Raw genomic sequence first — 21553 nt, 5'->3', positions numbered from 1 at the left:
GAATTTTTGCCATGAACACCGCCACCACCCACGGTGCACCGTCCGCCAACGTCGTATTTCTGCTGGCCGCCGGCGCCGGCCTCAGCGTCGCGTCAATCTATTACAGCCAGCCCATGCTTGGCATGATGGGCGCCGATTTCCACGCCGGCGTCGCCGATGCCGGCATGGTGCCGACGCTGACCCAGTTAGGCTATGCGCTGGGCATTTTACTGTTGGCGCCGCTCGGCGACCGGTACGATCGCCGGCGGATCATTCTGGTAAAAGGCGCGCTGCTGACGCTGACGCTGTTACTCTGTGCTTTTGCTGCCTCGTTCCCGCTGTTGTTGCTCAGCAGCCTGGCGATAGGCCTGACCGCCACCGTCGCGCAGGACATTATCCCCGCCGCCGCCACGCTGGCGCCGGAGGCCAGCCGCGGCAAAACCGTCGGCGCAGTGATGACCGGGCTATTGGCCGGCATTTTGCTGTCGCGGGTGTTCAGCGGCGCGATCGCCGAGTACGCCGGCTGGCGCAGCGTCTACGCACTCGCGGCGCTGGGCGTTTTGTCGATCACGCTGGCGATCTGGCGCATGTTGCCGCGTCTTCGCCCTCATAACGCGCTGAGTTACCCCGCGCTGCTGCGCTCGCTGGGACATCTGTGGGCCGAGTATCCCGCGCTACGGCGCGCAACGCTGGCGCAAGGCTTTCTGTCATTGGGCTTCAGCGCTTTCTGGTCAACGCTGGCGTTGATGCTGGCGGAGCGCTACCAGATCGGCAGCGCGGCCGCCGGCGCGTTTGGCCTGGCGGGGGCGGCGGGTGCGCTGGCGGCGCCGTTGGCGGGCAGTCTGGCCGATCGGCACGGCCCTGACGTCGTGACCCGTATCGGCGCGGGACTGGTTCTGGCCTCCTTCGCCTTGATGTTTCTGCTGCCGCTGTTGCCGCTCCCGGCGCAACTGGCGCTGATTGCGCTGAGCGCCGTCGGATTCGACCTGGGCATCCAGGCTACGCTGATCGCGCACCAAACCATCGTTTACGGTCTCGATCCGGCAGCCCGCAGCCGATTGAACGCCCTCTTGTTCACCGGCGTGTTCATCGGTATGGCGACCGGCGCCGCCCTCGGCAGCCGCATTCTGGCAAGCGCGGGCTGGCCGGGCGTCGTGGCGCTGGCGACGGCGGCGGGGGCCGTGGCGCTGTGGATCCGCAGCGGGCGCAAAACGGCGCGCGTAGTGGCCTGATAGCGCCCTCTGCTGGCGCAAGCGGTTGATTTCACCCAGGCCTCTTGCGCTATACTGAGCGCGCTTTTTGCTACGCATTTAAAACAATTTTATGATGGAACGCTTGCTAGAAAACGCGATGTACGCCTCCCGCTGGCTGCTCGCGCCGGTTTATTTCGGCCTTTCGCTCACTCTGGTCGCCCTGTCGATCAAGTTTTTTCAGGAAATTCTCCACGTCCTGCCAAATATTTTTGCCGTTACCGAAGCCGATCTGGTGTTGACCTTGCTGTCGCTGATCGACATGGCGCTGGTCGGCGGCCTGTTGGTAATGGTGATGTTCTCCGGCTATGAAAACTTCGTCTCGCAATTGGATATCACCGAAGGGAAAGAGAAACTCAGCTGGCTGGGCAAAATGGACGCCACCTCGCTGAAAAACAAGGTCGCCGCATCTATCGTCGCCATCTCCTCCATTCACCTGCTGCGGGTGTTTATGGACGCCAAGAACGTACCCGACAACAAGCTGATGTGGTATGTGATCATCCACCTCACCTTCGTGCTCTCCGCCTTCGTGATGGGTTATTTGGACAAGGTGACCCGCTCCAAGCACTAAACGCGCCACCACGCCCGATCGCCAGGATCGGGTGTCTTCCCCTCCTTCGCTGTTCCCCAACCGTCACCGCCGTCATGTCTTTCATCTGGCACATCTGATGATAATTTTATTATAATGTCATTACACTCATTATGGACCGAACGCCGGCCACCGCACCGGATTCGCCGCAGACAGGATCACGCACTTCCATGCCATTAAACGGTCACCCCCTGCAATTCAACGATATTCAGGCGATTCTGCCTCATCGTTATCCCTGCCTGTTGGTCGATCGCGTGCTGCCCGCCGGCACCTGCATTGCCGAAGGCCGGCTGAGCGCCATCAAGAACATCACCGCCAATGAGCCGACGTTCTGGAGCGGCCATGCGCACTTCGCCGGTTTTCCCGGCGTGCTGTTGGTGGAAGCGCTGGCGCAAAGCACCGGGCTGCTGGCGCATTATTATCTCGGGGCGTTGAATGAAGGAGAACATTACTACTTCGCTTCCATTCAGCGGGCGCGGTTTTATCGCGCCGCCCGTCCCGGCGACCAGGTGTTGATGGAGGTCGCCTTTGTACGCCGGCGAGGCGCGATCGCCCGCTTCACCGGCCGCGCCAGCATCGATGGCCGGCGCATTTGCACCGCCGATTTCATGTGCGCCCGTAAATAGGCCGCTTGCCAAAGGAAACCTGCGAATACCATGTCTCTGGTTGACAGCTTACTCAGAACCCTCGATTTCTCCCCGCGCGGCCAGGTGATCGCTCGCGAAACCGACGCCTGGGGCGAAATCATCGTTTCCGATCACAAGGACTACCGCACGCTGCGGTTTGACGGCATCTGCGAGCAAAGCAAGATGAGCCTCAGCAACCCCGCGCAGCCGATCCACAACTACATCAAAGCGATGCTGATGGCGGTGGCCTGGCAGCCGCCGACCTCGGCGCTGATCTTGGGGTTAGGCGGCGGCAGCTTGCTGCGTGCGCTGCACGCGCTCGATCCGGCCATGCGTCTGGACGTGGTTGAACTGCGCGCCGCGGTGATCGCCGTCGCGCGCCGCTATTTTACGCTGCCGGCCACCGACACCATCAGCCTGCGTACCGCCGACGCCATGGACTTTGTGCGCCCGCCCGCCGAGACGCGTTACGACCTGATTTTCTCCGATCTCTATTCGGCGTTCGCCATGGATCCGCAGCAAGGCACCCAGACATTCCTGGAAAACTGCGCCGCGCGGCTGAACGACGGGGGCTGGCTGGTGCTCAATTACCACGATCTGCCCGATGAAAACAGCCTGCTGTACCACAGCCTGCACCGGATATTCGGCACCGTATTATTTTGCGTCGCCCCCAGCGGCAACGTGATCATTTACGCCACGCCGGCGCAGGTGACGTTGCCGCTCAGCACGCTGCGCACGCTGGCCGCCGGCAGCGGCGAGCTGTTCAACTGCGAACTCGGCTACCTGTCACGCAAAATAGAACGGCTGCATTTTCGCTAAGAACGAGCGGCGACGCGGTCTGGCTGGCCGCTTCGTCCACATGGTATTATCATTCAGTCATCATTCTCTGGAGGATCCTGATGGAAAAGAAAACGGCGCGGCTAACGGTGCTGATTGACCCGGACAAGAAGAAAGCTCTGGAAGAGCTGTGCCTGCAGCAGGACGTCACCCCTTCTCAGGTGGTGCGTCAGCTGATCCGCGATTATCTGCACAAGCATCAGGTGGATTATCCCAGCCAGCCGACCCACGCCAATCCGCGCGTCGAGAGCAATTGAACGGCGGCCTGCCCCGCAAACCGTGAAGCGCGCTACACCTGCGCGCGTCCCTAATCCGAATCCTCCACGGCGGTCTGTCCATCCTGCGATATCGCTGCTACTGTTTTAGGCGTTCATTATTCTCTCTTGGGGAAGGAAACGCGCCATGTTCAGCCATATTACCGTCGGCGTCAGCGATCTGGATGCCGCCGCCGCGTTCTACGACGCCATTCTGTTGCCATTGGGCTTACAACGGCGGGAAGTGACGCCGGACGGCGGCCCCGCCGCCCGCTGCTGGGTGATGCCAGGCCAAACGCTGCCGCGTTTTTACGCCTACCAACCTTTCGACAGACAGCCCGCCAGCGCCGGCAACGGCAGCATGCTGGCCTTCCTCGCCGCCGACGAGCTGGCGGTTAAACGCGCCTACGCCGCCGGTCTGCTGGCGGGCGGCAGCAGTGAAGGCGAGCCCGGCGAGCGCGCGCACTACGGCAAAGGCTATTTCGGCGCTTACCTGCGCGATCCCGACGGCAACAAGGTGCATGTGGTTTATCGGGGAGATCTCGCCTGATGAAATGCTCGGTTTACATCGCCACCAGCGTAGACGGATTCATTGCCGGACCGGATGGCGACATCGACTGGCTGCTGCGGCCCGAATATGCGGTTTCGCTGCTCAATGGGTTGAGTTTTGAAGCGTTTGTCGCCGACATCGACGCGCTGGTGATGGGCCGCCATACCTATGATAAAGTCCGCGCCTTTCCCGAGTGGCCCTATGGCGCACTGCCGGTGGTGGTGCTGTCGACGCAGCCGCCCGCGCCGCACGCAACGGGCCACGTTCGCTGGATGAATGGCGAACCGGCGGCCATCGTGGCGCAGTTGGCCGAGCAAGGCTGCCGTCACCTGTATATCGACGGCGGCCAGACCGTGCAGCGCTTCCTGCAGGCCGGCTTGATCGACGAACTGACGATTACGCGCGTGCCGCTGCTGTTGGGCGGCGGTATCCCCTTATTCGGCGCCGATGGCCAAGAGCAGCGCCTGCGCCTGCTTGCCGTCACTTCATCGGACAACGGTTTCGTGCAAGAACGCTACGCGGTTCAGCGCGCGCCGTAACGCAGCATCAGGCGGCGACCGCCGAAGGCGATGAGCAACGCCGCCAATGCCAACAGCGCCGCCACGCCGTAGGTCACCCGCATGCCGTAAGCCGCGGCGGCCGCAGTGCCCGCAACCTGCTGCGAAGCCAGATAAAACAGCGCCCCCATCGCCGACGCGCCGGTGATCGCCCCCAGATTGCGCGACAGGTTCACCATGCCGGCGATCAGCCCGCGCCGTTCAGGAAACAGATCCTTCATCAGCATGGTGTTGTTGGCCACCTGAAACAGCGCATAGCCGGCGGTCAACAGCGCGATGGGGGCGATATAGCCGAGCACGCCCCAACGGTTAAACAGTGACAGCAACGCCGCGCCTGCGGCCACCGCCGTCAGCCCAAACTGGGCGATGCGCTGCGATCCGAAGCGATCCACCAGATAGCCGGCCGGTATGCCGGTCAGGATCGCCACCGCCGGTCCCGCCGACATCACCAGCCCGACCTGCGCGGCGCTTAAGCCCAGCGCCCGCGACAGATAGAACGGCCCGACCACCAGCGTGGCGGTCATCACCGTCATCACCAGCGCACTGGACGCCAGCCCCGCCGTCAGGGCCGGATGGCGGAACATCGACGGCGCAAGCAGCGGCGATGCGGCGCGGCGTTCCACGCGGATAAACAGTGCCCCCGCCAACAGCGCCCCCAACATCAACGCCAGGTTAAGCGCGCCGAAGTCGCCGCGCCCGAGGGTCATCGCCAGCGAATAGCAGAGCAATGCGCCGCCCAGCAGCAACGTGCCGGCGCGATCGAACGGTTCCGCGCGCGTTGCCGCGCGCGGCCCATTCGGTAAGTATCGCCAGGCAAGCCACAGCGCCAGCAGCCCCAGCGGCAGGTTGATCAGGAACATCGCCCGCCAGCCGAAACCGGCGATCAGCGCGCCGCCCAACGACGGCCCCAGCGCGGTGCCCACGGCTGACATAGTGCCGAGCAGCCCCATCGCGCGGCCGATTTTTTCCTTCCCCAGAACCTCGCCCGCCAGCGCCATGGCGATCGACATCATGACTGCGCCCCCCAGCCCCTGCGCCAGGCGCGCCGCCAGCAACAGCCACAGTTGCGGAGCCAGCGCGCAAGCCAGCGAAGCGGCGGTAAACAGCGCAATGCCCGCCAGCAGCAGGCGGCGACGATTGAGGCTATCCCCCAAACGGCCGATGCCGATAATGCAAGTGGTGACGGCCAGCAAATAGCAGAGCAACACCCACTGCACCGCCTGGAACGAGGCATGGAACGCAGTGGCGAGCGCCGGCAGCCCGACGTTGGCAATGCTGATGCCAAGCGATGACAGCAGCATGCTCAGAGAAAGAGCGGCCAGTATGCCGCGGACGCCTTGCGGCGAAGGGTGGGATAACATGATGAACACTCCTGACATAGACTGCGGGTAAGCCTATGTCAGGGGTTAGCATGGCGGAAGACGCATGGCATGCACTGTATCCATGCGCCTGACGCCTTATCTGACGCGAGCCGTTACCAGGCGGCGATTTCCGCCTCGGTGAGCGGCAACGTCTGAGTCACACCGGTTTCCGCCGCCAGGGTGGCCGCTTCCAGCACCGCCATCACCGCCAACGCCTGCGCTGCGGTAACCGGGTTGGCGCCTGCGCCGCGCAACGCATCGCGCACCTGGAAGTAATACTGGCGCTGATCGCCATCCGGCGTCGGCAGCGTGCGCATCGGCTCCGTACCGATAAACAGGCTCATCGCGTCTTCGTCTTTGCCCCACTCCGCCGAACCCGGCGTCACGCCGGCCAGCAGCTGGCTCTCCTGCCCGTCGGCGCGCGCTTTGACCACGCTGCCTTTCTCGCCGTGCACGGTAAAGCGTGAGACGCCGCCCGCCACCAGCATGCTGCCGTGCAGGATCACGCGGTGCGTCGGATAGTTCAGCACCACGTGGGCCCAGTCGTTAATCTGCGCGTTGGGGCGCAACGTAGCGATGTTGGCCTGCACGCTGTGCGGCAAACCGAACAGCTGCAGCGCCTGATCGACCATGTGCGGCCCCAGATCGAACCACAGCCCGCTGCCTGGGAGGTTTTGTTCACGCCAGCGCACCCGTACTTCAGGGCGATAGCGGTCGATATGGGACTCAAAGTGCGTCACCTTACCGATCAGCCCCTGCTCGATCACCTGTTTCACCCCCAGGAAATCGCTGTCCCAGCGACGGTTCTGGAACACCGACAGCAGGCGGCCGTGCTTCTCCGCCGCGGCAATCAGCGCGCGCGCCTGCGCCAAATCCAGCGTAAACGGCTTATCCACCACCACGTGCTTGCCCGCCTCCAGTGCGGCCAGCGCCAGCGGCGCATGGGTGTCGTTCGGCGATGCGATCACCACCAAATCCACCTCCGGCCGGCGGATGGCCTCCAGCGGATCGGCGATCACCTGCGCGTGCGGCAGATCGGCATGTACCTTGGCGGCATCGCGCGAAGCCACCACGCTCAGTTCCAACCCCGGCACCGCGTTAATCAGCGGCGCGTGAAACGCCTTGCCGACAAAGCCATAGCCAATCAGCGCCACCTGCAACGGTCGAGCGGTATCGTTCATCAGTGTTCTCCTCTAGCGGTCGTCGGCGACGACACAAAGTTCAATCAATGATTGTTCGTCCAGGTTGTCCCACGGGCGATCGGTAAACAGGCGTTGGATCTGCGCCAGATCCGCAACGAGATGCGGTTCGCAGCGGTCCAGTTTCATATGGTCGGCCACCAGCCAGCGCTCGCCGCTGTTAGCCAGCATGGCGCGTTTGACCTCTGCATCGGCCTCTTCGCCGGCGCTCAGTCCCAGCTGAGGATGCACCGCGCAGGCGCCCAGCAAGGCGATATCCGCACGGTAGCGCGCCAGCAACGCCAGCGTGGCGCTGCCGGCGAACAGCCGCTGGCGCGCATCCCACTGGCCGCCGAGCAAGATCAGGTTGATCTCCGGCCTGTCGCTCAGGCACTGCGCGATATCCAGCGAAGCGGTGATCACCGTCGCCGGGCCGCGCAACGCCTGCGCCACCGCCAACAGCGTACTGCCCGCATCCAGCATCAGGGTGCTGCCGGGCGGGATCTGCGCGGCCACCGCGCGGCCAAGCCGCTGCTTGACCTGCGGCAACAGCGCAGCGCGCGCCTGGCGCGGCATGCCGGAGGGTTCGAGCGCTATCGCACCGCCGTGATGTTTCTGCGCCAACCCTTGCCGCTCGAGATCGGCCAAGTCGCGGCGCACGGTATCGACCGAAACACCGATGGCGGTGGCCAATTCCGCCACCGCCGCCTGCCCGCGTTCGCTGAGCAAATCCAGTAAATGGCGCTGTCGTGCCGCTTTGTGCATGGGGTCATTTCCGCAGTAGAACGCATAAAACAGCAATATACCGCAAAAAGAAGCAAAAAAGAACGCCCGTCGGCGGCGCATTCCGCATCAAACATTAAAAAAGCATTAGGTGGATAATCGAGCGTCACCAACAAGGAGAAGTTATGAAAATCGACCTGATGTTCGACGATACCGCCGCCAGAGCGGTGCAATACAACGCCCGCGCGTCGGTGGAGGATTTTGACGCCTGCATGGCGGAATACGCCGCGCTGGCCCAGCGCGCCAAGGCACAGACGCCCGGCATTTACGATCTGCGTTACGGCATGAGCGCCGCCGAGCGCCTCGATCTGTTCCCGGCCTGCACGCAGCCCGCCCCGCTGCTGATCTTTATTCATGGCGGCTACTGGCATTCACAGCGCAAAGAGGAAGCCTGTTCGATGGCCGCCGCGTTTGCCCAGCGCGGCGTGGCCGTCGCCACGCTGGAATACACGCTGGCGCCAGAAGCGACGCTGGCGGAGATCGTGCACGAGGTGCGCAGCGCCGTCGCCTGGCTTTATCATCACGGGGCGCCTTTCGGCATCGATCCGGCGCGCATTTTCGTCAGCGGCAGTTCGGCCGGCGGCCACCTGTGCGGCATGCTGATCGCCGACGGCTGGCAACAACGCTATCGCCTGCCGCCCGACGCGATCAAAGGCGCGCTGGCGCTGAGCGGCCTCTACGATTTGCGCCCGCTGTGCGATATCTACATCAACGACTGGCTGCATCTGACACCCGAACAGGCGCAAACCCTCAGCCCGCTGTTTCTGCTGCCGGAGAAAGACCATGCGCCGCAGATCCTGCTCGACGTCGGCCAACGCGAAACGCAAGGGTTCAAAAACCAGACGCAGGCCTATTATGACGCCTGCCTGGCGCGCGGCCTCGACGTTCAATTGCTGGCCGATCGCCACTGCAATCACTTTACGCTGGTCAACGAACTGGCCGATGCGGAAAGCGCGATGTTCCGGCAGGTGATGGCGATGATTGACGCAACGCAGCGGTAGCCTGCCGTTGCAACCGCAGCCTGGCGGCAATCGCGATCGCCGCCAGTGCGGCAAACATGGCCCCACACAGCAGGCTGCCCTGTAGCCCCCACGCGGCGATAAACCAGCCGCCCGTCAGCGCCCCCACCGCCACCCCCAGATTGATAAAGGCGATATACAGCCCGGTGGCGAACGCTGGCGCCTGCGGCGCTTCGGATGTCAACCAGACCTGCGTCACGATCAAACCGCTGGTGTGCACCGCTCCCCAATACAGACAAAGCACCGTCATCGAACCGATATTCGCGCTGCCGTAGCGATACAGCAGCGCATAAGCCACTATCAAGGCTAGCGGGTGCAGCAGCACCGTCACTGCACGATGGCGGCTCAACCCCTTGCCGGCCAACAGGTTGCCCGCGACGCCGCCCACACCGAACACCACCAGAAGAAAGCCGATGGCGGCGGCGCCAATGCCGGCTTCACGGCTGAGATACTCGGCCGCATAAGCGTAGACGGCGAACATCGCGGCAAAGATCAGCACGCAGGTAATGATATTCAACCACAGCGTGCCGCTGCGCAGGATTGCCAGCTGTTTGCCATAGCTGAGGCGCTGCACGGCCGCATCAGGCAAGCGCCACAGCAATCCCAACGCCGCCAGAAGGTTTACCAGCGCGCAAAATCGGAACGACGCCTCATAGCTGAACTGCCCGGCGATCCATTGCGTCAATGGTATCCCCAACACCATGCCCATGCTGGTGCCGATGAACGCATAGGCGGTTGCTTTGGTGGCCAGATGCGGCGGATAAAGCGCCGCGGCCGCCACCATGGCCAGTGAAAAATAGATCGGATGAAACAACGCCGGCACAATGCGCAGCAGCATCAGCATGGCAAAGCTGTCCGCCTGAGCGGCCAGCGCGCTGGCCGCCGCAAACACGGCCAACGCGATCAACAACATGCGTTTGCGATTGAAACGCGACGCCAGCAGCACCAACAGCGGCCCGAGCAGCGCGATGGTCAGGGCGAAAATCCCAACCAGCCAGCCGGCCTGCGCCGTGGAGATGCCATACCGTGCGATGATCTGCGGCAAAATGCCCACCACGCCGAACTCGATGCAGTAGACGCCGAACAGCCCCAGCGCGATGAAGAAAATCGGTGGCATCAGGCGCATTGCATCGCTCCCGTCGCGGCATAGACCGCCTGACAAATCTCGCCGACAAAGGCGCCGGACATGCCCTCCAGCGCCGTGTTGGTAAACGCCACCACGCTCAGTTGCCGGGCGGGATCGACGAACCACGAGTGGCCATAGGTGCCGCCCATTCGCCAGCTGCCAACGGACTCCGGCGTTTGCGCGGCGATGGGGTCTTTCAGTACGGTAATGCCGAGGCCGAAACCACGCCCCGGCCAAAACGGCATCGGCAGATCGCCGATTTGGTTGGTGGTCAGCGCCATCACCCATTCGGCCGGCAGCACCTGCCCGCCCCCCTGGCGCAACGTTTCCAGCAGGCGCAGGAAATCCTCCGCCGAGCCGACCATGCCGGCGCCGCCTGAGGCGTAAGCCAACGGATCCAACGCTCGCGCCGGCGACAGATGAAAACCGGCGCTGCCATCGATGAACGGTAAACGATCCGGTTGGCGCAAACGGCGCGGCTCGCCGGGATGGTCGGCGTAAGCGGCCGCCAGGCGCGCGGCGTCCACCGCAAGGAAATCGGTATCCGTCATCGCCAGCGGCCCGGTCACCCATTTTTTTACTGCCTGCGCCAGCGGCAGGCCGCTCGCCTGTTCGATCGCCGCGCCCAGGACATCGGTGGCGATGGAATAGCGCCACGCCGCGCCGGGCGCAGCCAGCAAAGGGGCGCAGGCAATACGCCGCACGTTCTCCTGCAGGCTGACAGACGCTTCATCCATGCCGTCGGAGACGCCCAGCTGGGCATAGAATCCCCCTTCCGGCTGGAAAAAGCGGTAGCTTAGTCCGGCGGTGTGGGTCATGAGATGCCGTAGCGTCATCAACGGAGCGGTGCCATCCGCCAGCCGCGGGCGAAAATTCGGCAGCCAACGGGTGATCGGATCGTCTAACCGCATGGCGCCTTGCGCCATCAATGCCAGCGCCGCCGTGGACACGATCGGTTTGGATACCGAAGCCAGACGAAACAGCGTATTGAGCGCCATCGGCTTGCCCGCTTCGCGATCTGCCATGCCCGCCGCGCGGCGATAAACGATCTCACCGCCCTGCGCCACCAAAACGACCGCGCCAACCAATCGTTTTTCGCGCAAGGCTTGCTCAATCGCGCCGTCAATCGCGTTGGCAGAGGATCCGTATTCATTCATCTTTATTACCCCAGGTAGTCAGCCCATGCTGTCGCCACCGAGCATAGAGCGTGGCGATTAACGAAAAAACAGGCTAGATTTCCTTTCATAGCGGACACTCAAGTCCGCAATGGGGCAAGCAATGGATAATCTGTCTGGGGTGAACGTCTTTGTGCAGGCCGCAGAGACGCTGAGTTTCGTAGAGGCCGGGCGCGTGCTCGGCATTTCCGCTTCCGCAGTGGGGAAAAGCATCGCCCGCCTGGAAAATCGGCTGGGCGCGCGTCTGTTCCACCGCAGCACGCGCAGCATGACGCTGACCGCCGAAGGCCGGCTGTTTCTGCACCGCTGCCAGCGCATTCTCGGGGAATTGGCGGCGGCGGAACGGGAAATCAGCGATACGCACAGCGCGCCGCGCGGCAAGCTGCGTGTCAGTTTGCCGCTGGTGGGCGGCCTGCTGAATCCGGTGCTGGCGGAATTTGTCCGGCGTTACCCGGAGATTGAGCTGGAAACCGATTTTTCCGATCGGCGGGTCGCGGTGATCGAAGAAGGGTTCGATGCGGTGATCCGCGTGGGCGATACCGAGGATTCTCGCTTAATGAGCCGCCAACTGGGCACGTTTCACCTACAGCTGGTGGCGGCGCCAGAGTATCTGCGCCGAGCGGGAATACCCCGCCAGCCGGCAGAACTGCGCGATCACGCCTGCCTGTTATACAGATTCCCCACCACCGGCAAAATCGAGACCTGGCCGGTGGCGGGCGGAGATAAACTGCTCGACGAAGGCCTGGGCAAGCGCACGGTATGCAACACCGTCGACACGCTGATTTACCTGGCGGAACAGGGCCTGGGCATCGCCTGCTTGCCAGATTTCGCGGTGCGAGAGGCGCTGGAGCGACGGCGGCTCCAACCGGTGCTTGGCGACCACTGCCGACACAGTGGCAGTCTCAAAATTCTCTGGCCTTCAAGCAAACATCTTACACCGCGTCTCAGGGCATTTATCGACATCATGAGCGTTCGCCTTTTCTCGACCTGAGTCCTCTATCGTGCTAGAGCAAATTCAGCTTTGCTTTGCACAAAAATAGCTAAGGCGCAGCCTGCCGCGCCTGCCAGCAGCTCTGACGGCGGCGCAGTGCCGTCGTTATATTCCATTCAGAGATATGGAAGCGCCGTTCGTTCTTTCGGGACAACGAAAATCGCCACACAATACCTTTCACCCCGCACTCGTGCATAACCGTATATAAATTCAGGTGTTAACGCCTTGTCATTACCGATAACCGCCCAATTCGCCCATCTGATATTGAACAGCCAGCCGGATGAAAACGCCCTGTCAGCCGCTCGCCGCGGCGTGAAAGATTACTTCGCCTGCGCGCTGCCGATTGCCCGCGGGGCGTTGAGCGATGCCGGTCTGGCAGCGATCGGTAAGACGTTTCCGCCGAACGGCAGCGAGAACCGCGCACTGCGCTATGGCTATGTCAGCCACGCGTTGGACTTCGATGATTACCATCCTGCGCTGCGTGGCCATCCGAGCACCGTAGTGCTCTCAGCCCTGCTGGCGCTGAACGGTGAGAGTGACAATGTCACTGAGCTGTTAACCGCCTATGTCATCGGCGTAGAGGCCGCTGGCCGGCTGGGATTGGCCGCTGGCACGCAACATTACGTGCTGGGTTTTCACAGCACCGCCACCCTGGGCGCGGTCGCCGCCTGCGCCGCCGTGGCGCGTTATCTGCAGCTTGACCAGCGGCAGACGCAGATTGCTCTGGGCCTGGCGGCCACGCAGGCAGCGGGCTTGCGCAGCCAGTTCGGTTCGGCGGCCAAACCGCTGCACGCCGGGTTGGCGGCACGCAACGCGGTCAACGCCGCCCTGCTGGCTCAGGCCGGTTTCATCGGCCAACCGGAGGGCGTGCTGGACAGCCTGCTGACTTCCCACGGCGGCGGCCGGCAAAAACCGGAATGCCTGACCGCCGGCTGGGGCACGCCCTGGCGCATCCTGCAGCCGGGGCTGGAATTCAAGCGGTGCCCGACTTGCGGTGGCACTCACAGCGCGGCCGAGGCGGCGCTCGCCCTGCGCGCGCGGCTGCTGGCACAAGGCGACGCCCTTGCGGAGATCGCACAGGTTGAGGTCAGTTTTCCGCCCGGCGCAGATACTGCGCCCTTTATTCGCCAACCGGCCACCGGTGTGGAAGCGCGCTTTAGCCTCGAATACGTCATCGCCGATGCGCTATACCACGGCGAGGTCCCGCTGACGCATTACGGCGAGCAGCCTGTCGATGCGGCTATCGCCGCCCTGGCGGCAAAAGTTGAGCGTCATGCCGATCCCGCAGCCCCGCCGGACGCGCTCGATCCGGAGATGCGCTTCCATCGCCTGACCCTGACGCTGCAGGACGGGAGGCAAATAAGTGACATAGTCACAAGAAAGCAAACCGCCGCCCGGCCGACAGACCTCGACGCCAAGCTGCGCGCCATTCTGCAGCTGCTTCCGGGCCTCGAAGGCGAGAGCGTTATCCGCGACTGCGCCCTTATGTCCCCTGGCGCGCTGCCGCGACTGATTGCATTGTTAAATTAATAATAAAACAGGAATAATTATGAGTACTTCACCTTCAACACCATCGCGCCAACTCCGTCTCGGCCTGTTCGTTCAGGCGCTGGGGCACCACATCGGGGGATGGCGCGCAGAAGGCGCCAGCGGTTCACCGACCGATATCGACTGGTTCACCTGGATCGCAAAAAAAGCCGAAGAAGGCACCTTCGATATGTTCTTCGTCGGCGACGCGTTGGCAACCAGCGTGCACCGCTTGCCCTCGACGATGTCACGCCTGGAGCCGCTGACGCTGCTCGCGGCGCTGGCGGTCAACACCCGCCATATCGGGCTGGCGGCGACCGCCTCCACCACGTTCGATCAACCCTTCCACCTGGCACGCGCCATGGCCTCCATCGACCATATCAGCCACGGCCGCGCCGCCTGGAACGTGGTGACCTCTTTCTCCAGCGATGCGGCGCGCAACTTCAGCCGTGAAGATCTGCCGTCGCACGCCGAACGCTATGAAGTGGCGCGGGAATTCCTCGAGGCCAGCTACAAACTGTGGGACGGCTGGGAAAAAGACGCCATCGTGCGCGACAAGCAAAATGGCGTGTACGCCATCGACGAGAAAATCCACGCCGCCAACCATAAGGGCAAGCATTTCTCGGTGCAGGGCCCGCTGAACATTTCCCGCTCGCCGCAAGGACGGCCGGTGATCATTGAGGCCGGCTCTTCCCCGGCCGGCCAGCAGCTGGCGGCGGAAACCGCCGAAGTGGTGTTCACCGCCGCCGCCAGCCTGGAAGAAGGACAAGCTTTCTACCGCAGTCAGAAAAAATACGTGGCCGACGCCGGCCGCAACCCGGACCACCTGCTGATCCTGCCAGGTGTGATGCCGATTGTCGGGCGTACCAAAGAAGAAGCGCAGGAAACCTGGTATCAGCTGAATCAACTGGTGGATATCGATAACGGCATTGAGCAGCTGTCGGCGCGCTTTGGTTTCGATTTGAGCGATTATCCGCTGGACGGCCCGGTGCCGAACGTGGGCGCCACCGAAGGCGGCCAAAGCCGCGTGAAACTGCTGACCGATCTGGCCGCGCGGGAAAACCTGACGCTGCGTGAGCTGGCGGCCGTCGCGGCCGGTTCGCGCGGCCACCGCGTGGTGGTAGGCACCGCCGAAGAGATCGCCGACGACTTCCAGCTGTGGCTGGAACAGCAAGGCGCAGACGGCTTCAACATCATGCCGGCGGTATTGCCCAACCAGCTGGAACTGTTCGTCGAGCTGGTGATCCCGGAGCTGCGTCGCCGTGGCCTGTTCCGTGAAGAGTATCAGCATGCAACCCTGCGTGAAAACCTGGGTCTGCCGGAACCGGCAATCAACTTCGCTAACGTAAAATCGGCTTAATCCGCAGGGAAATCATGATGAAAACCACATTCAAACGCACCGTACTATCCCTGCTGTTGGCTTCCTCCACGCTGGCGCCGTTGGCAGCCGGTCATGCCGCTGAAGGCGATGTTCCCTTCAAGGCTGCGGTGAAAGCTGCCGCCGATCCCGCGCTGCACGACAGCCTGCCTGAAGCGATCAAAAAGGCCGGCTATATCGTTGCCGGCACCAACCCGAACACCCCGCCGACCACCTTTTACCAGGCGGACAATAAAACGCTGGCCGGGCGTGAAATCGACGTGATGAGCGCGATTGCCGATCGCCTGGGCGTGGCGATCCACTGGAAGGACACCGGCGGCTTCGACAACATCATCCCCGGCCTGAAGTCCGGCCGTTATGACGTCGCGCTGGCCAACATTGACGCCAACAAAAAGCGCTTCCAACAGGTGGACTTCGTCGGCTATTACCACGCTTCCAAGCTGGCCTTGATCGCCCGCAAAGATGCCGCGCTAGGCCCTTACACCGAGCTGGCGCAGCTGTGCGGCCAGACCGTCGGCGCCGGCGCAGGCACCTCGCAGATCACCCGCCTGCAGCAGGCCAGCGATCAATGCGTCGCCGCCGGCAAGCCGGCCATCACCATGCCGATCTTCCCGGACCGCCCGGCCGGAGTGCAAGCGGTGATCAGCGGCCGCGTACCGATGTTTTTCGGCCCGTATGAAGGGTTGCGCTACCAGGCCACCCACGTTAAACCGCTGACGCTGGCCGGTGATATCAACATTGACGGCACCACGGTGGCCATCGCCCTGCCGAAAGGCTCCGAACTGGTGAAACCGGTGCAGGCGGCGCTGAATTCTCTGATCGCCGACGGTAGTTACCAGAAAATCCTCGACGGCTGGGATATCGGTTTTGGTGCAGTGAAAACCGCCGGCATCAATGAAGAGATCGCCAAATGAGTGGGCAACACCCTGTCGACGACGCGGAACTGAGCATCGTCGGCCATCGGCATTACGGGCGCTGGCTCAGCGCCCTGGTTGTGCTGTTGATCGTCGGCGTTATCATCAATTCCATGCTGCACAACCCGCGCTTTGAATGGGCGGTGGTGGCGGAAAACCTCACCGAGGCTTCCATCCTCAACGGCGTGCTCATGACGCTTAAGCTGACGGTGATTTCGGTAGTGTTCGGCTTCGCCGGTGGCGTGCTGCTGGCGCTGATGCGCCTGTCGGCCAATCCGGTATTGGTTGCGGTAAGCTGGTTCTACACCTGGTTCTTCCGTGCGGTGCCGATGCTGGTGCAGCTGTTCCTTTGGTACAACATCGCCGCGCTTTATCCGCGCATCAGCCTGTGGATCCCGTTTCTTGGAGAAGTCGCCAGCGCGCCGACCAATACCCTTATCAGCACCTTCAGCGCGGCGGTGATCGCGCTGGTGATGCATCAGTCGGCCTATGCGGCGGAGATCGTGCGCGCAGGCATCCAAAGCGTCGGCAGCGGCCAGCTGGAAGCCGCCAAAGCGCTGGGATACCGTCGTGGGCAAATCCTGTGGCGCGTGGTATTGCCGCAGGCGATGCGCACCATCCTGCCGCCGGCGGGCAATGAGGTGATCGGGCAGTTGAAAACCACCGCGGTGGTGTCGGTGATTGCCCTGCAGGACGTGCTGTATTCGGCGCAGATCATTTACCAACGCACCTACGAGGTCATCCCGCTGCTGCTGGTCGCCACCCTGTGGTATCTGGCCATGACTTCGATTCTGTCGATTGGCCAATACTACGTGGAGCGCTATTTTGGCCGCGGCACGCAGGCAACGCGCCGCGGCGGGTTCTTCCTCAACCGCAAAGCCCCTCAGGGAGGTGAACAATGAGCGCATCCATCCACATCAACCGGGTGCGGAAATCCTTTTCCGGCACCGACGTGTTGAAAAACATCAGCCTGACCATCCCGGCAGGCTCGGTGACGGTGATCCTCGGCCCTTCCGGCTCCGGCAAATCCACCCTGTTGCGCTGCATCAACCACCTGGAAAAGCTGGACGGCGGCACCATTCGCGTTGGCGAACAGCTGATCGGCTATCGTCAAAAAGGCCGGCATCTGTACGAGCTGAAAGAAGCCGAGGTGGCCGAACAGCGTAAAAGCATCGGCATGGTATTTCAGCAGTTCAACTTGTTTGCGCACCGCACCGTGTTGCAAAACGTCAGCGACGCGCCGCTGCGGGTGAAAAAGGAAAAAAAAGCCGAGGTGCAGGAACGGGCGAAGCAGCTGCTGGCCCGCGTCGGGCTGGAACATCGCATCAACGCCTGGCCGCGAGAACTGTCCGGCGGCCAGCAACAGCGCGTCGCCATCGCCCGCGCGCTGGCGATGAACCCGCAGGTGTTACTGTTTGATGAACCGACCTCCGCCCTCGATCCTGAATTGGTTGGCGAAGTGCTGCAGGTGATGAAAGACTTGGCGCATTCGGGCATGACCATGGTGGTGGTCACGCACGAAATCGGCTTCGCCCGCGAAGTGGCCGACCAGATTGTCTTTATGGATCAGGGAAAGGTGGTTGAAACGGGCAGCGTGCAGCAGGTTCTGGATGCGCCGGGACATGAGAGGACGCGCAACTTCCTGGCGACGGTATTGTAGTCCTGCGTCAGGGGGCGTTGCGTCCCCTGACGTTCAAATTCAGCCGTTATTTTTGCGGCCGATAGCGGAAAAGACGTTGAACACTTCACCCAAGCCGTAAATCGCGCCGAGCAAGACGGCCACCATTACCGGCACCAGGACCACCACGGTGGCCAAGCTTTCAAGCATTTCTAACATCGTTCTCTCCTGGTTTATAAGCACAGCGAATCTGCGCCGGAAGAAAAGGTTTCCGGCCAATCGATCGATTATCGTGGGGAGGCAGTCTAAAACGTGAGCCACATCACACTTGATGCGAGCTAATGTAACTTACACAATTACATTAACGCAATGCAAAAAATGCTCTGCGGGAAGACGGAATTGGCGTGGGTTTTTATTGCGTATCCGCTTGATATTGCGCTGAACAAGGGACAAAAGGATAGCCGGCTTGCCGCTCGACCTGCCCGGCCATTTCGGCGATGCTGGTTTGCGCCAGGCTGGCCTCCAGCGCGTGACCAACGCGCGCAAACTCTTGCTCCAGCACCGGGGTAATCGCGTGGCCGATATAACACGCATCGTTAGGCCGGGCGCGGTGCAGCATGAAATAGGGTTGATCCTCCACCGCGCGATACACGTCCAGCAGCGAGATCGCTTCTGCCGGCCGCGCCAGCAGCGCCCCGCCGCCTTGCCCCATCTGCGAATAGGTCAGCCCGGCCTCCGCCAGCGCACCGAGGATCCGCCGCACCACCGTCGGGTTGGTGTTGACGCTGCGCGCGATATCTTCGGAACGCACCGTCTGGCCACGACACAGCGTGATGTTGGTCAGGATATGGATGGCAACGGCAAATCGCGTAGAGGTAGACACCTTGGCACCTGCTCAGAGTTTCGTTTATGTCGGATTAAAACATAAGGAAAGCGTATCAGTTTCCAGTAATACACATAATGAGTAGGGATAAGCGGAATGTCAACCTGCCCCCGCCCGGCGGCGGCGGCAGGTCAGGCTTCAGTACTGATTTCTGTCACTTTGTCGGGATAAAATGCCAGATAATCCTTGATCGCCACCACGGCGTTGTAAGGCATTTCATAGCTCCAGGCCGTATTGGCCCCCTGTGCGCCGTTCAGCGCGAAGGTGAAATAACTGCAGTCGCCCTTATACGGGCAGTAGCTGACGTGCTCGTTTTTCTGCAACAGCGCCATCTTCACGTCCTCACGCGGAAAGTAAAACACCGGCGGATAGGTGGCTTCCTGCAGGATGAGCGCATTGCGACTGTCGGCCAGGGTTTTCCCGGCAGCACGCACCACGACCCGCGTCGGATGACGAGTCAAGGTGATCGGGTGATCCGGGCCGGGGATTTTCACCGGTTTGCCGGACGCGGAAACGAGATCGGACATGGCGGCCTCCAGAGTGTGTGCCCCGCCCCCGCGAGGCGTCTTCCCAGTATAGACCAGCGGTTTTATCGGTGGCCGCACATTCGGCGAGCAATCGCTTTTCACCGCCGCAAAATTAAGAATTTTTACCTGTTCGATTTTCTTTCGGAGGAATACATTCATCCCAACTTCTACCGGTGGGTTAATCGGATTATTTTTAATCCATTAATCAGCCAATTTACCAGGAACTCATTATGAATATTAAACGTGCCGCAGGTGTGTTGGTGGTGGTGATGGCGACGCTTTCCGTTACCGCATGTGGGCATATGTCCAATCGCGATCGCAACACGGCGATCGGCGCGGGCGTCGGCGCGGTCGGCGGCGCAGTGCTGACCGACGGCAGCACGCTGGGCACCCTCGGCGGCGCAGCGCTGGGCGGCATTATCGGCCACCAGACCAGCCGTTAATCCTCCCGTTAAAATAATCTCTGCAGGCCGGCGCTTTTTTAATCCATAAGCGCCGGCCTGTTTTTATTTATCGAAATAACGTCCCTCAGCACAGGGAAATAATGAATAACATTAAGCGCAGCTTTATTATTCATTAACCTGCATCGGAAGTATTTATTGCGCCGGCAGCCTGAAACGCGCCATCGCTTTTTCTAACCGTTCCGACTCGCCCTGCAACAGCTGCGAAGCCTCGGTCACCGCGCTCACCACGGCGCCGGTTTGCTGCGCCACCTGATTCAGCGCGGTGATGCGCGCCGTCACGTCCTGGATGCTCTCCCCTTGATTGAATGACGCCAGCGAGATTTCCCCCATCAGCGCACTGCATTTGTTCACCAGATCGATAATTTTGCGCAGGTTGCCCGTCAGCCGTTCGACCGCCTGCGAACCTTGATCGATTTGCTGCAATGAGCGGCCGATCAACTGCTGAATATCGCGCGTCGAATGGCTGCTCTTTTGCGCCAGCAAGCCCACTTCTTTAGCCACGATGGCGAAACCGCGGCCGTGAACTCCGGCGTGCGCGGCCTCGATCGCCGCATTCAACGCCAGAATATGGGTCTGAAACGCCACGCTGTCGATCAGCGCGACAATGCCGCGCATCTCGGCCGATTGGTTGACGATCCCGTGCATCGAAACATTGACGGTTTGCATCATCTGCTCACCGGCGCCGGCGCACTGCCGGGCCTGTTCGGTTCGTTGGCTGGCCTGCAGCGCGTATTGGCCGTTTTCTTCCACCCGCGCCGCCAACTGCTGCACGTGCTCGGTCGCCAACTGCAGTTCCCCGTCCTGCTTCGCCGACTGTGCCGTCAACTGTCGATTGCCGTCCGCCAGCCGCTCGACGCCGTTCAGGATCCCGCTCGTCGCATCGCGCACCTCGCTTACCAGGCGCTGCAGACCGCCCTGCATATGGCCAATGCTGGTTTGCAGCTGACGCATCTCGCGGTTCAACGCCCGCTCAGGCGGCAGCGGCCGCGAAAGATCGCCGGCGGCCAGCACGTTGAGGTGGACAATTGCCCGCTGCAGCGGTGCTATCACCCAGCGGGCGACGCCGAACCACACCCCCACGGCGATCAGCGCCAGCGCGGCCAATGCGCCAAGCGCAAAGGTATTGGCCTGCTCCAGCGCCGCCAATTGCCGCACGTTGACGTCATTGCCATGCTGTTCGTTCAGCGCCTGATAAGCGAGGTACTTTTCGTTGAAATCCGCCTGAAACGCCTGGATCGGCACGGCGAAAAACGCATCGATGCTGGCGCTGCTTTGCAACCCTTGCGCCTGTTCCTTCAGGCCGTCATAGAACAGGCGATAACTGTCTTTCAGGGCGCCCGCCGCTTCGGGCGCAGCCGCGCTCAAGCGCTCGAACCGGGCAAAGGCCTGCTTTGAAGCCTCCAACGCCGCCAACGATTCATCCAGCAGGCTATGCCAACTGCCGTCGGAGCCGGTGACTTTGTCCTGCAGATAATAGATGCCCGCACGGTTCAGGGTGTCGCTGGCCGTCAGCAGCGACAGTCTGGCGCGATCCATCGTCGCCTGCTGGCGATGCAACCCGTCTCCCGTCACCAGGTTAACCTTGGCGTCGTGCAGAATAGTGGAAATAAATACGGTGGAAAACAATTGCAGCAGAGAAAATAGCGCAATAACGCAAATTACGCCGCCTAATAAGCCCATGCTCTTGCCGATGCCAAACGCGTGCGGCAGCGCTGCCGCAGGTTTTACCCGGCGGCCAAGTGTCAGTTTTATGTTCATGATTTTTAGTCAGTAATGCCAGAATGCCGCGAGTCTAACGCGCATTTATGACACGACTATTTCAGCCTGCTTTGTGTCGCCCCCGCAAACCAGGGCGACCCAATAATCGGAATTTCTCGTCAACGCTAATTTTTATTTCTTGACTTGTTCAATACCGGATTTATAGTTTTCCCATTAAACAAGAAACAAAGTTTCATATATTAACCGGA

24 protein-coding genes are annotated in these 21553 nt (G+C 61.8%); 15 read left to right on the top strand and 9 right to left on the bottom strand.

The genetic code is table 11. The features are described from left to right. Positions 1–11: 11 nt before the first annotated feature. From MMS95_RS11585 to MMS95_RS11555, 7 genes are all read left to right on the top strand, one after another. Positions 12–1211, top strand: a complete 1200-nt coding sequence (locus MMS95_RS11585) for an MFS transporter (RefSeq protein ID WP_060559651.1) — start codon at positions 12–14, stop codon at positions 1209–1211. A 94-nt stretch (positions 1212–1305) separates the two neighbouring features. Further along, entirely contained in the window at positions 1306–1800 is a 495-nt protein-coding gene (locus tag MMS95_RS11580) for a TIGR00645 family protein (protein ID WP_004928561.1), read from the top strand. Positions 1801–1988: 188 nt separating this feature from the next. Further along, positions 1989–2444, top strand: a complete 456-nt coding sequence (fabZ, locus tag MMS95_RS11575) for a 3-hydroxyacyl-ACP dehydratase FabZ (RefSeq protein WP_015377847.1) — start codon at positions 1989–1991, stop codon at positions 2442–2444. A gap of 30 nt (positions 2445–2474) precedes the next feature. Continuing rightward, positions 2475–3263 carry a fused MFS/spermidine synthase gene (locus tag MMS95_RS11570; protein WP_004928565.1) on the top strand — a complete coding sequence of 263 codons (789 nt, stop codon included), beginning with the start codon at positions 2475–2477 and terminating at the stop codon, positions 3261–3263. Between the two features lie 80 nt (positions 3264–3343). After that, on the top strand, positions 3344–3538 hold the full coding sequence (locus tag MMS95_RS11565) for a ribbon-helix-helix protein, CopG family (protein ID WP_004928567.1): 195 nt from the start codon (positions 3344–3346) through the stop codon (positions 3536–3538). 145 nt (positions 3539–3683) lie between these two features. Continuing rightward, on the top strand, positions 3684–4085 hold the full coding sequence (locus tag MMS95_RS11560; protein WP_015377846.1) for a VOC family protein: 402 nt from the start codon (positions 3684–3686) through the stop codon (positions 4083–4085). Continuing rightward, positions 4085–4624 (top strand): dihydrofolate reductase family protein, encoded by a 540-nt coding sequence (locus tag MMS95_RS11555; RefSeq protein WP_021504579.1) that lies wholly within the window; start codon positions 4085–4087, stop codon positions 4622–4624. Before MMS95_RS11560 ends, MMS95_RS11555 begins: the two co-directional genes overlap by 1 nt. Here the strand turns inward: MMS95_RS11555 and MMS95_RS11550 are convergent. From MMS95_RS11550 to MMS95_RS11540, 3 genes are all read right to left on the bottom strand, one after another. Beyond that, the gene (locus MMS95_RS11550; protein ID WP_118892054.1) at positions 4609–6003 is read right to left on the bottom strand and encodes an MFS transporter; all 1395 of its coding nucleotides are present in this window, start codon (positions 6001–6003) and stop codon (positions 4609–4611) included. The two genes, MMS95_RS11555 and MMS95_RS11550, sit on opposite strands and share 16 nt — an antisense overlap. Before the next feature lie 113 nt (positions 6004–6116). After that, the gene (locus MMS95_RS11545) at positions 6117–7184 is read right to left on the bottom strand and encodes an oxidoreductase (protein ID WP_242141710.1); all 1068 of its coding nucleotides are present in this window, start codon (positions 7182–7184) and stop codon (positions 6117–6119) included. Between the two features lie 12 nt (positions 7185–7196). Continuing rightward, the gene (locus MMS95_RS11540; RefSeq protein ID WP_197783074.1) at positions 7197–7946 is read right to left on the bottom strand and encodes a DeoR/GlpR family DNA-binding transcription regulator; all 750 of its coding nucleotides are present in this window, start codon (positions 7944–7946) and stop codon (positions 7197–7199) included. A 143-nt stretch (positions 7947–8089) separates the two neighbouring features. On the opposite strand from MMS95_RS11540, the gene MMS95_RS11535 reads away from it, so the two are divergent. Beyond that, positions 8090–8965 carry an alpha/beta hydrolase gene (locus MMS95_RS11535; protein WP_033633080.1) on the top strand — a complete coding sequence of 292 codons (876 nt, stop codon included), beginning with the start codon at positions 8090–8092 and terminating at the stop codon, positions 8963–8965. Here the strand turns inward: MMS95_RS11535 and MMS95_RS11530 are convergent. After that, entirely contained in the window at positions 8892–10109 is a 1218-nt protein-coding gene (locus MMS95_RS11530; RefSeq protein ID WP_085336916.1) for an MFS transporter, read from the bottom strand. The genes MMS95_RS11535 and MMS95_RS11530 overlap by 74 nt on opposite strands. Continuing rightward, on the bottom strand, positions 10100–11266 hold the full coding sequence (locus MMS95_RS11525) for a serine hydrolase domain-containing protein (RefSeq protein WP_242141709.1): 1167 nt from the start codon (positions 11264–11266) through the stop codon (positions 10100–10102). The genes MMS95_RS11530 and MMS95_RS11525 overlap by 10 nt, the downstream gene beginning before the upstream one ends. 121 nt (positions 11267–11387) lie before the next feature. Here MMS95_RS11525 and MMS95_RS11520 point away from each other — a divergent pair, with 121 nt between their 5' ends. The 6 genes from MMS95_RS11520 (at position 11388) to MMS95_RS11495 (ending at position 17754) form a co-directional block, all read left to right on the top strand. Next, positions 11388–12275, top strand: a complete 888-nt coding sequence (locus tag MMS95_RS11520; RefSeq protein WP_242141708.1) for a LysR family transcriptional regulator — start codon at positions 11388–11390, stop codon at positions 12273–12275. Positions 12276–12500: 225 nt separating this feature from the next. Beyond that, entirely contained in the window at positions 12501–13805 is a 1305-nt protein-coding gene (locus MMS95_RS11515) for an MmgE/PrpD family protein (protein WP_242141707.1), read from the top strand. 19 nt (positions 13806–13824) lie between these two features. Further along, positions 13825–15162, top strand: a complete 1338-nt coding sequence (locus tag MMS95_RS11510; protein WP_048795820.1) for an LLM class flavin-dependent oxidoreductase — start codon at positions 13825–13827, stop codon at positions 15160–15162. Positions 15163–15179: 17 nt separating this feature from the next. Next, the gene (locus tag MMS95_RS11505; RefSeq protein ID WP_242141718.1) at positions 15180–16094 is read left to right on the top strand and encodes an ABC transporter substrate-binding protein; all 915 of its coding nucleotides are present in this window, start codon (positions 15180–15182) and stop codon (positions 16092–16094) included. Further along, on the top strand, positions 16091–16996 hold the full coding sequence (locus MMS95_RS11500; protein WP_021504568.1) for an amino acid ABC transporter permease: 906 nt from the start codon (positions 16091–16093) through the stop codon (positions 16994–16996). The genes MMS95_RS11505 and MMS95_RS11500 overlap by 4 nt, the downstream gene beginning before the upstream one ends. Then, positions 16993–17754, top strand: coding sequence for an amino acid ABC transporter ATP-binding protein (locus MMS95_RS11495; RefSeq protein ID WP_004940693.1), 762 nt, complete (start codon positions 16993–16995; stop codon positions 17752–17754). The genes MMS95_RS11500 and MMS95_RS11495 overlap by 4 nt, the downstream gene beginning before the upstream one ends. 39 nt (positions 17755–17793) lie before the next feature. On the opposite strand, the gene MMS95_RS11490 is transcribed toward MMS95_RS11495, so the two are convergent. The 3 genes from MMS95_RS11490 to MMS95_RS11480 form a co-directional block, all read right to left on the bottom strand. Then, on the bottom strand, positions 17794–17931 hold the full coding sequence (locus MMS95_RS11490; protein WP_004940695.1) for an AcrZ family multidrug efflux pump-associated protein: 138 nt from the start codon (positions 17929–17931) through the stop codon (positions 17794–17796). 193 nt (positions 17932–18124) lie between these two features. Then, the gene (locus MMS95_RS11485) at positions 18125–18595 is read right to left on the bottom strand and encodes an Rrf2 family transcriptional regulator (protein ID WP_004940698.1); all 471 of its coding nucleotides are present in this window, start codon (positions 18593–18595) and stop codon (positions 18125–18127) included. 131 nt (positions 18596–18726) lie between these two features. After that, the gene (locus MMS95_RS11480; protein ID WP_004940699.1) at positions 18727–19122 is read right to left on the bottom strand and encodes a DUF427 domain-containing protein; all 396 of its coding nucleotides are present in this window, start codon (positions 19120–19122) and stop codon (positions 18727–18729) included. A 230-nt stretch (positions 19123–19352) separates the two neighbouring features. On the opposite strand from MMS95_RS11480, the gene osmB reads away from it, so the two are divergent. Then, a complete protein-coding gene (gene osmB, locus MMS95_RS11475; protein WP_004940700.1) occupies positions 19353–19565 on the top strand; it encodes an osmotically-inducible lipoprotein OsmB in 213 nt (70 codons plus the stop codon). A 153-nt stretch (positions 19566–19718) separates the two neighbouring features. Here osmB and MMS95_RS11470 read toward each other — a convergent pair whose 3' ends face one another. After that, positions 19719–21266 carry a methyl-accepting chemotaxis protein gene (locus tag MMS95_RS11470; protein ID WP_197798874.1) on the bottom strand — a complete coding sequence of 516 codons (1548 nt, stop codon included), beginning with the start codon at positions 21264–21266 and terminating at the stop codon, positions 19719–19721. Between the last annotated feature and the right edge of the window lie 287 nt (positions 21267–21553).

It is taken from the genome of Serratia sp. PGPR-27 (assembly GCF_022678525.1).
Lineage (GTDB): Bacteria > Pseudomonadota > Gammaproteobacteria > Enterobacterales > Enterobacteriaceae > Serratia > Serratia nematodiphila.
Note: the sequence above shows the minus strand (reverse complement) of the source record. Positions and strands in the feature narration are given on the sequence as shown.